Here is a 7,459-nt window from a genome sequence, read left to right on the forward strand (position 1 = left end):
ATGCCCCCGACCCCGTCCTCCACGCCCCCCTCGCGGGCTCGGCGCCAGGGGCGCCTCACAAGCTTCGAGCGGCTGCGCCGGCCTCCGACCGGCGGACGTGGCCAGGGCCGAGGTCACGCCAGCGGGTCCGGCGCCGCCGTGATGCCCAGCTCCGCCAGCTTTGCCATGCCCCCGTCGGGGGACGTCAGGACCAGGGGTCCCTGGTCGGTCAGGGCGACCGAGTGCTCCCAGTGGGAGGACCACGTGCCGTCCGTCGTGATGACCGTCCAGTCGTCCGACAGGACCTCGGTGCGGGGGGTGCCGAGGGAGATCATCGGCTCGATGGCGAGGCAGAAGCCGGGGACGAGCTTCGGGCCCTTGCCGCGCTTGCGCTCGACGTAGTTCAACAGGTGCGGGTCCATGTGCATCTCGGTGCCGATGCCGTGGCCGCCGTAGTCCTCGATGATCCCGTACTTGCCGCCGCCGGGCTTCGGCTGCCGGCGGATGTACGTCTCGATGGCCCGGGAGACGTCCACGAGGCGGTTGCCCTGCTTCATGGCCGCGATGCCCGCCCACATCGACTCCTCGGTCACCCGGGACAGCTCGACCAGCTCCGGGGAGTGGCCGGAGCCGACGAAGGCCGTGTAGGCCGCGTCGCCGTGCCAGCCGTCGATGATCGCGCCGCAGTCGATGGAGATGACGTCGCCGTCCTTCAGGACCACGTCGTCGGTCGGGATGCCGTGGACGACGACCTCGTTCACGGACGTGCAGATGGTCGCCGGGAAGCCGCCGTAGCCGAGGAAGTTCGGCTTGGCGTCGTGCTCCGCGAGCACCTTGCGGGCGACCTGGTCCAGGTCCTTGGTCGTGGCGCCGGGCACGGCGGCCTCGCGGGTGGCCGCGTGGATGGCGGCGACGACCAGCCCCGCCTCACGCATCTTGGCGATCTGCTCGGGGCTCTTGATCTGCACCATGGGGACTGCGGCCTTTCTGGACCGGAGGGGAGGGGACGCTTCCAACGATACGGGGGGGGGTGGACCGCCCCACCCCACCTCACAGCTCAGCCGCGACCCCCAGGGCTGGGGACCGCGGCTGCAGCCGGGGCTGAGAACTACTGGTCGCGCTTGAGCGCCCCCAGCGCACGGCCCGTGACCTCGTCCACGGGTCCCGTCGCCGCGATGGTGGCGACCAGGCCCTGCGCCTTGTAGTAGTCGATGATCGGCTCGGTCTGCGTGTGGTAGACCTCCAGCCGCTTGCGGACCGTCTCCTCGGAGTCGTCGTCCCGCTGGTACAGCTCGCCGCCGCAGACGTCGCAGACGCCTTCCTTCTTCGGCGGCGTGTACGTCACGTGGAAGACGTGCGCCGAGTTGTTCCGGCAGACCCGCCGGCCGGCGATCCGCTTCACGACCTCGGCCTCGGGGGCCTCCAGGTCGAGCACCGCGTCAAGCTTCATGTCCTCGGTCTCGAGCAGCTCGTCCAGCGCCTCGGCCTGAGAGACGTTGCGCGGGAAGCCGTCCAGCAGGAAGCCGCCCTCGGCGTCCGGCTGCTCCATGCGGTCCTTCGCCATGGCGATGGTGACCTCGTCCGGCACGAGGTTGCCGGCGTCCATGTACGACTTGGCGAGCTTGCCCAGGTCGGTCTGCCGGCTGATGTTCGCGCGGAACAGGTCGCCCGTGGAGATGTGCGGGATGTGCAGCGTCTCGGCAAGGCGGGTTGCCTGCGTACCCTTTCCGGCGCCAGGAGGCCCGACGAGGACGATTCGCATCAGCGGAGGAACCCTTCGTAATTGCGCTGCTGGAGCTGGCTCTCGATCTGCTTCACCGTCTCGAGACCGACACCCACGATGATCAGGATGCTGGTACCACCGAACGGGAAGTTCTGGCTTGCCCCGAAACCAGCCAACGCCATTGTCGGGACGAGAGCGATCAGGCCCAAGTACAGCGAACCCGGCCAGGTGATCCGGTTGAGTACGTAGCTCAGATACTCAGCGGTCGGTCGGCCAGCCCGGATGCCCGGGATGAAGCCACCATACTTCTTCATGTTGTCCGCGACTTCCTCGGGGTTGAACGTGATGGCCACGTAGAAGAAGGCGAAGAACACGATCAGGAGGAAGTACAGGACGATGTGCGGCGTCGCGGCCGGGTCGGCGAGGTTCTTCTGGATCCAGGTGGCCCAGCCGGCCGTGGAGCCGGAGAACTGCACGATCAGTGCCGGGATGTAGAGCAGCGACGAGGCGAAGATGACGGGGATGATGCCCGCCTGGTTCACCTTGAGCGGGATGTACGTCGACGTACCGCCGTAGGAACGACGGCCGATCATGCGCTTCGCGTACTGCACCGGGATGCGGCGCTGGGCCTGCTCCACGAAGACCACGAGGCCGATCATGACCAGGCCGACGGCGACGACGGTGCCGAACTCGATCCAGCCGCCCGCGAGGTCACCCTGCTTCTTGATGGCCCACAGGGCGGACGGGAAGGTCGCGGCGATCGAGATGAACATCAGGATCGACATGCCGTTGCCGATGCCGCGGTCGGTGATCAGCTCACCGAGCCACATGACGACGGCCGTACCGGCGGTCATGGTGATCACCATGACGACGGTGGTGAAGATCGCCTGGTCCGGCACGATCTGACCGGCGACGGTGCAGCCGGAGAAGAGGGCGCCGCTGCGGGCGGTGGCCACCAGGCCGGTGCCCTGCAGGATGGCGAGCGCGACGGTCAGGTAGCGGGTGTACTGCGTGATCTTCGCCGTGCCCGCCTGGCCCTCCTTCTTGAGGGCTTCCAGGCGCGGGATCACCACGGTCAGCAGCTGCAGAATGATGCTCGCCGTGATGTACGGCATGATGCCGAGCGCGAAGACCGTGATCTGCAGCAGGGCGCCACCGCTGAACATGTTGACCAGGCCGAAGATGCCCTGGTTGCCGGACGCCTGGTCCACGCACTCCTGGACGTTCTTGTAGTCGACACCTGGAATGGGGATGTGGGTACCGAGCCGGTAGACCACGATGATGCCGAGCGTGAAGAGCAGCTTCTTGCGCAGGTCGGGCGTCTTGAACGCCCGGGCGAACGCGGTGAGCACGGTGCCTCCTGCGACCCCCGCGCTACTGCGTCAAGGGTGACGGTCTTGAGGATTCGACTGACGACAAAGTAAGTAACGGTCAACTGCCGCCCAGGGTGCCCCATGTGACGCACCCGTGAAAGAGGGCAGCGCAGGCCACCTTACCGGCGGGACACTGCCCTTGGAACGACCAACCGGGGATACCCCTTTTGTGGGGCATCCCCGGCTGGGATCGCTCAAGTCATCGAGACGCCTGAAAAGGTTCAGACGAGCTCGGTGACGGTGCCGCCGGCGGCGGTGATCTTCTCCTTGGCGGAGCCGGAGACGGCGTCGACCGTCACCTGCAGCGCCACGGAGATCTCGCCCTGGCCGAGGACCTTGACGAGGCTGTTCTTGCGAACGGCACCCTTGGCCACCAGACCCTCGACGGTGACTTCGCCACCCTCGGGGTAGAGCGCGGCCAGCTTGTCGAGGTTCACGACCTGGAACTCGGTCTTGAACGGGTTCTTGAAGCCCTTCAGCTTCGGGAGACGCATGTGGAGGGGCATCTGGCCACCCTCGAAGCGCTCCGGAACCTGGTAACGGGCCTTCGTGCCCTTGGTACCACGACCAGCCGTCTTACCCTTCGACGCCTCGCCACGACCCACACGGGTCTTGGCGGTCTTGGCGCCCGGGGCGGGACGGAGGTTGTGGATCTTGAGCGGGTTCTGCTCCGCCATGATCAGTCGACCTCCTCGACCGTCACGAGGTGGCGGACGGTGTGCACCATGCCGCGGAACTCGGGGCGGTCCTCCTTGACGACCTGCGTGTTGATCCCCTTGAGACCAAGGGAACGCAGGGTGTCACGGTGGTTCTGCTTGCTGCCGATGTAGGACTTGACCTGCGTAACCTTGAGCTGCGCCATGATTACGCACCCGCCCCGGCACGCGCACGGAGAAGAGCCGCGGGGGCGACGTCCTCGAGCGGCAGACCACGGCGGGCCGCGACCTCCTCGGGACGCTGCAGGCCCTTCAGGGCCGCCACGGTCGCGTGCACGATGTTGATCTGATTGTCGGAGCCGAGCGACTTCGACAGGATGTCGTGGATACCGGCGCACTCGAGCACGGCACGCACCGGACCACCGGCGATAACACCGGTACCCGGGGACGCGGGCTTGAGCAGCACGACGCCGGCAGCCTTCTCACCCTGGATGGGGTGCGGGATGGTGCCCTGGATGCGGGGGACCTTGAAGAAGTGCTTCTTGGCCTCCTCAACACCCTTGGCGATGGCGGCCGGCACCTCCTTGGCCTTGCCGTATCCGACACCCACGGTGCCGTCACCGTCGCCCACCACGACCAGCGCGGTGAAGCTGAAGCGACGACCACCCTTCACAACCTTGGCGACGCGGTTGATCGCGACAACGCGCTCAACGTAAGCGGTCTTCTCGGCGGCAGCTGCGCCGCCGTCACGGCCCTTCCGGTCCCGCCGCTCGCCGCCACCGGCACCGCCACCGCGGCGCTGGGGTCCAGCCATTGGAATTACCTCTCTCTGTTTCCGGCGCTGCGCAGCGACATCAGTCGCTGCCGCGACGGGCGGCTCAGAACTTCAGTCCGGCTTCGCGGGCGGCGTCCGCCAGGGCGGCGATGCGCCCGGCGTACTGGTTGCCACCGCGGTCGAAGACCACGGCCTCGACACCCGCGGCCTTGGCGCGCTCGGCAACCAGGGCGCCGACCTGCTTGGCCTGCGCGGACTTGTCCGCCTCGCCACCACGGATCGAGGTGTCCAAGGTGGACGCCGACGCAAGGGTGTGACCCTTGAGGTCGTCGATCACCTGGGCCACGATGTGGCGGTTCGAGCGGGTAACGACCAGACGGGGACGCTCCGCCGTACCCGAGAGATTCTTGCGAATCCGGATGTGACGGCGCTTGATCGCGGCGCGCTTGTAGGCGTCGCCCTTGAGGATCTTCTGTCCGTATGCCATGGCTTACTTACCCGCCTTTCCGACCTTGCGGCGGATGACTTCGCCCTCGTACTTGACGCCCTTGGCCTTGTACGGGTCGGGCTTGCGCAGCTTGCGGATGTTGGCCGCAACCTCGCCGACCTTCTGCTTGTCGATGCCCTCGACCGAGAAGTGGGTCGGGTTCTCCACCTTGAAGGTGATGCCCTCGGGGGCCTCGACGAGGATCGGATGGCTGTAGCCGAGGGAGAACTCCAGGTTCGAACCCTTGGCGAGCACGCGGTAACCGACACCGCTGATCTCGAGCTTCTTCACGTAACCCTGGGTCACGCCGGTGATCATGTTCGCCACCAGCGTGCGGGACAGGCCGTGCAGGGCCTTGCTCTGACGCTCTTCGTTGGGGCGGGTGACGCTCAGCACGCCGTCCTCACCCTTGGCGATGTCGATCGGTGCCACGACGGTGTGAGTCAGCGAACCCTTCGGGCCCTTGACCGAGACCGTGCGGCCGTCGATGGTGACGTCCACGCCGGCGGGAACCGCGATGGGGAGCTTGCCGATGCGCGACATAGCTGTTTCCTCCGTTCCCTTCCGCTACCAGACGTAGGCGAGAACTTCTCCGCCTACGCCCTTCTTGCCGGCCTGCTGTCCAGTGAGGAGCCCGTGCGACGTGGAGATGATCGCCACGCCGAGGCCGCCCAGCACCTTCGGCAGGTTGGTGGACTTCGCGTACACCCGGAGACCGGGCTTGGAGATCCGCTTGATGCCCGCGATGGAGCGCTCACGGTTCGGGCCGAACTTCAGCTCGAGGACGAGGTTCTTGCCGACCTCGGCGTCCTCGGTCTTCCAGCCCGTGATGAAGCCCTCCTGCTGGAGGATCTCCGCGATGTGAGACTTGATCTTGGACGCCGGCATCGACACGGAGTCGTGGTACGCCGAGTTCGCGTTCCGCAGACGCGTAAGCATGTCTGCGATCGGATCAGTCATGGTCATGAATTGGCCTTCGGCCTCTCTCGCCGGGGTTTCCTGGTGCGCCATCCCTCTCCCCGATCCGAGACGGGACGGGTGCGGCGCGGTGGACCTACGGCGTAGTAAGCAATATGTGCAGGCACTGCCTGCGGGCGTTTAGGGCGTGGCAGACGCCCAACCCCACAAGCCTAAGGCATGGGAGGCTGGGCCTCTGCCGACCCAGATGCTTACCGAGAGTCTGAATAACCCGGAATTACCGGATTACCAAGAGCTCTTGGTCACGCCCGGCAGCTCGCCACGGTGAGCCATCTCACGAAGGCACACGCGGCACAGGCCGAACTTGCGGTACACGGAGTGCGGGCGGCCGCAGCGCTGGCAGCGGGTGTAGCCACGCACACCGAACTTGGGCTTACGAGCAGCCTTGGCAATCAGAGCCTTCTTCGCCATCTCGCTCACGCCTCCTTGAAGGGGAAGCCGAGGTGACGAAGGAGCGCGCGGCCCTCAGCGTCGTTGGTCGCCGTGGTCACCACGGTGATGTCCATACCCCGGGTGCGGTCGATCTTGTCCTGGTCGATCTCGTGGAACATGACCTGCTCCGTGAGACCGAAGGTGTAGTTGCCACGGCCGTCGAACTGCTTGGGGGACAGACCACGGAAGTCGCGGATGCGCGGCAGCGCGAGCGACAGGGTGCGGTCCAGGAACTCCCACATGCGGTCGCCACGGAGCGTGACGTGGGCACCGATCGGCTGGCCCTCACGCAGCTTGAACTGCGCGATGGACTTGCGGGCCTTGGTGACGGCCGGCTTCTGACCGGTGATCGTGGTGAGGTCCTTGATGGCGCCCTCGATCAGCTTGGAGTCGCGGGCGGCGTCGCCCACACCCATGTTGACCACGATCTTGACGAGGCCGGGAACCTGCATGACGTTCTCGTAGGAGAACTCCTCACGCAGCTTGCCCGAGATCTCCTCGCGGTACTTCGTCTTCAGACGCGGATTGGTGGTGGTCGTCATCAGATGTCCTCACCCGTCCGCTTGGCAACGCGGATCTTGTTGCCCTCGTCGTCGAAGCGGTAACCGACGCGCGTGACGACCTTGTTGCCGTCCTTCTCCACGACCAGCTGGACGTTGGAGATGTGGATCGGGGCCTCGGTGGTCACGATGCCGCCGGCCTGCGAACCGCGAGCGGTCGGCCCGGCCTTGGTGTGCTTCTTGACCCGGTTGACACCCTCGACCAGGACACGGTCCTCGCGGGGGAAGGCCGCGATGACCTTGCCCTGCTTGCCCTTGTCCTTACCGGTGATGACCTGGACCAGGTCGCCCTTCTTGATCTTCATGCTCACAGCACCTCCGGCGCGAGGGAGATGATCTTCATGAACTTCTTCTCGCGCAGCTCACGGCCGACCGGGCCGAAGATACGGGTGCCGCGAGGGTCGGGGGGGGGGGGGGGTTTTTGTGGGGGGGTTGGGGGTGGAGGCGGAGGACGCTGCCGACGCCGACGGACGCCGAGGTGGCCGCGTCCACGGTG

General features: G+C 66.5%; 13 protein-coding genes. All 13 read right to left on the reverse strand.

Annotated features, from left to right (window positions below):
• Positions 1 to 113 precede the first annotated feature (113 nt).
• Positions 114 to 950: a type I methionyl aminopeptidase gene (gene map, locus ACFWR9_RS36490; protein WP_383850171.1), complete on the reverse strand. Its 837-nt coding sequence runs from the start codon at positions 948 to 950 to the stop codon at positions 114 to 116.
• A gap of 137 nt (positions 951 to 1,087) precedes the next feature.
• A complete protein-coding gene (locus ACFWR9_RS36495; protein WP_383850173.1) occupies positions 1,088 to 1,741 on the reverse strand; it encodes an adenylate kinase in 654 nt (217 codons plus the stop codon).
• The gene (gene secY, locus ACFWR9_RS36500; protein ID WP_383850176.1) at positions 1,741 to 3,054 is read right to left on the reverse strand and encodes a preprotein translocase subunit SecY; all 1,314 of its coding nucleotides are present in this window, start codon (positions 3,052 to 3,054) and stop codon (positions 1,741 to 1,743) included. The genes ACFWR9_RS36495 and secY overlap by 1 nt, the downstream gene beginning before the upstream one ends.
• A 242-nt stretch (positions 3,055 to 3,296) precedes the next feature.
• A complete protein-coding gene (gene rplO, locus ACFWR9_RS36505) occupies positions 3,297 to 3,752 on the reverse strand; it encodes a 50S ribosomal protein L15 (protein WP_023547373.1) in 456 nt (151 codons plus the stop codon).
• Between the two features lie 2 nt (positions 3,753 to 3,754).
• The gene (gene rpmD / locus ACFWR9_RS36510; RefSeq protein WP_071364958.1) at positions 3,755 to 3,937 is read right to left on the reverse strand and encodes a 50S ribosomal protein L30; all 183 of its coding nucleotides are present in this window, start codon (positions 3,935 to 3,937) and stop codon (positions 3,755 to 3,757) included.
• A gap of 2 nt (positions 3,938 to 3,939) precedes the next feature.
• Entirely contained in the window at positions 3,940 to 4,545 is a 606-nt protein-coding gene (gene rpsE, locus ACFWR9_RS36515; RefSeq protein ID WP_030221015.1) for a 30S ribosomal protein S5, read from the reverse strand.
• Positions 4,546 to 4,609: 64 nt separating this feature from the next.
• Complete coding sequence (gene rplR / locus ACFWR9_RS36520) at positions 4,610 to 4,993, reverse strand: 50S ribosomal protein L18 (RefSeq protein WP_121748663.1); 384 nt, start codon at positions 4,991 to 4,993, stop codon at positions 4,610 to 4,612.
• Between the two features lie 3 nt (positions 4,994 to 4,996).
• On the reverse strand, positions 4,997 to 5,536 hold the full coding sequence (gene rplF, locus ACFWR9_RS36525; RefSeq protein WP_383850181.1) for a 50S ribosomal protein L6: 540 nt from the start codon (positions 5,534 to 5,536) through the stop codon (positions 4,997 to 4,999).
• A 24-nt stretch (positions 5,537 to 5,560) separates the two neighbouring features.
• Positions 5,561 to 5,959 carry a 30S ribosomal protein S8 gene (rpsH, locus tag ACFWR9_RS36530; RefSeq protein WP_383850184.1) on the reverse strand — a complete coding sequence of 133 codons (399 nt, stop codon included), beginning with the start codon at positions 5,957 to 5,959 and terminating at the stop codon, positions 5,561 to 5,563.
• A 237-nt stretch (positions 5,960 to 6,196) separates the two neighbouring features.
• Positions 6,197 to 6,382, reverse strand: a complete 186-nt coding sequence (locus ACFWR9_RS36535) for a type Z 30S ribosomal protein S14 (RefSeq protein WP_003948630.1) — start codon at positions 6,380 to 6,382, stop codon at positions 6,197 to 6,199.
• A gap of 5 nt (positions 6,383 to 6,387) precedes the next feature.
• Positions 6,388 to 6,945: a 50S ribosomal protein L5 gene (gene rplE / locus ACFWR9_RS36540; protein WP_383850186.1), complete on the reverse strand. Its 558-nt coding sequence runs from the start codon at positions 6,943 to 6,945 to the stop codon at positions 6,388 to 6,390.
• On the reverse strand, positions 6,945 to 7,268 hold the full coding sequence (gene rplX / locus ACFWR9_RS36545; RefSeq protein ID WP_122615761.1) for a 50S ribosomal protein L24: 324 nt from the start codon (positions 7,266 to 7,268) through the stop codon (positions 6,945 to 6,947). Before rplX ends, rplE begins: the two co-directional genes overlap by 1 nt.
• A 2-nt stretch (positions 7,269 to 7,270) precedes the next feature.
• Positions 7,271 to 7,459: uL14 family ribosomal protein (locus ACFWR9_RS36550; protein ID WP_383850189.1), on the reverse strand; the 189-nt coding region annotated here is incomplete at its 5' end.

Source organism: Streptomyces sp. NPDC058534, assembly GCF_042717365.1.
Lineage (GTDB): Bacteria > Actinomycetota > Actinomycetes > Streptomycetales > Streptomycetaceae > Streptomyces.